This window comes from Acetobacter indonesiensis (assembly GCF_000963945.1).
GTDB classification, from domain to species: Bacteria; Pseudomonadota; Alphaproteobacteria; order Acetobacterales; family Acetobacteraceae; genus Acetobacter; species Acetobacter indonesiensis.
On the sequence record NZ_BAMW01000072.1, the window covers coordinates 1 to 1,547 of the forward strand.

Genomic DNA, 1,547 nt, shown 5'->3' on the forward strand with positions numbered 1-1,547 from the left:
GGCTCCCTTTTAAAACGTTCCCTTTTTGAAGGCTGTTTCCGGGTAGCTTATTGCTTCCACTGTCTGCCGAAGATTGGCGATTGTGATGCCGGTCAGATAGGTCGTTGTTCCTTGGCTTTTATGGGTGGCTTCGTGGCCCAGAAGCCTGTCTATCCAGATTTCCCGAATGTCAGTTGTGGCATTTCTCAGTTGTGTGGAAACGGTATGCCGGAACGAATGAAACGTAATTTCAGCCGGTAAGCCAAGGCTGGTCTTGAGTTGAGAGAAAGCCCTGCTCAATGTGGCCCCTCTGTCCTTCTGCTTGGACCCATCAAGGCCGGGTATGAGGTAATTGCCTTTAGTGTCGTCCTTAAGGGCCATTATACCAGCCTCAATGAGTTGGGAGTGTAGGGGAATGACGCGGGTGCCAGCCTCCGTCTTTGGTGACCAACCGCCCTCTGCGTGGGGCCTGACCAGAAAGCACGGGATACCCTCGATGGTTTGTAGGTCTTCTTTCCGCAAGGTGCAGATTTCGCCCAGCCTCATGCCAGTGTAGGCAGCGATAAGAGTCACAAGCCGGAAGGTGGGTTCAGGCACCAAGGCGCTATGCCATGAAGCAGAGGCCAGAAGAGCCAGTTCTTGTGGCTTCCAGCTTCTGCGTACGGTCTTGGGGACACTCTCAAAATGCCAGCCAGACCAGGGGTTCTTTGTCACTATCTCCCTTTGCACAAGCTGGTTCCATAAGGCAGACAGGCGGAGCATATGGTTCTTGACGCTTTTATTGCTCAGGGTAGGGAGGCCATCGGACTTGGCTCTCTGTGCCTCCTGTTGCAACGTCAGATTGCTTTTACCCTTACCCAGTGTTGCGGGCAGGGCAAAGAGCAGGTCACGAAAGGCTCCAGCCTGACTGCCGCCAATGTCACTGACAGGCGCATCCCCAAAAGCCCTGATATAAAGGGCAACCGTTCTTTTGGTTGCTTCTCTGGTGTCCGTGCTGGCTTTGGGGTTGCTCAAGACAAACTGCTCCAGAGCGGCCGACAGCATAAGAACGGACGGTTTCTTCTTGGTGCTACGAGGCTTCCTGACGACCTTACGGGTCAGTTTCTCCCTCGGTTTGAGGCTCTTACGTTTGGGGGTAGAGGTTGCCTCCTCTTCCTGAGCATTCTTTTCAGGTTCAAGTGTCACCGGGCTTTGGAAGGTGAGGAGGGATGTCAGTTCCTTGCCTGAGAACCGGCCCTGCATGGTTCTGGCCTTATGGAAGACTTCACCTGTGCGGGCATAGAGGGCAGCAGCCCTCTGGCGGGCCAGAAACTTGCTTTCGGTTTGCAGGGAGAGGGAGATTTCTGTTTTGCCAAGGCAGGCTTGCAGCACGACCGGGACGGCACGGCGGAAATGGTAGTGAGAGCCGATAAGACGTAGCATGTGAGTTCCCAGACTGGGAAGACAACCGGGAAAGTCCCGTTCACCCGTCACCATCCGGTTTTATGACGTCTTTTCAAGGAGTTGGCGCAAAAGTCTGAGGGACTCGAACCCGCTCCTCTTGGTCGCAACCAATCAGACAACCCATT

1 protein-coding gene is annotated in these 1,547 nt (G+C 54.4%); it reads right to left on the bottom strand.

The window, feature by feature from the left end:
• Nucleotides 1-9 precede the first annotated feature (9 nt).
• A complete protein-coding gene (locus Abin_RS13965; RefSeq protein WP_048848009.1) occupies nucleotides 10-1,401 on the bottom strand; it encodes a site-specific integrase in 1,392 nt (463 codons plus the stop codon).
• Nucleotides 1,402-1,547: the final 146 nt, after the last annotated feature.

Excerpts from the sequence above, each read along its gene's own strand:
- Abin_RS13965 (WP_048848009.1), bottom strand. The coding sequence starts at position 1,401 with ATGCTACGTCTTATCGGCTCTCACTACCATTTCCGCCGTGCCGTCCCG.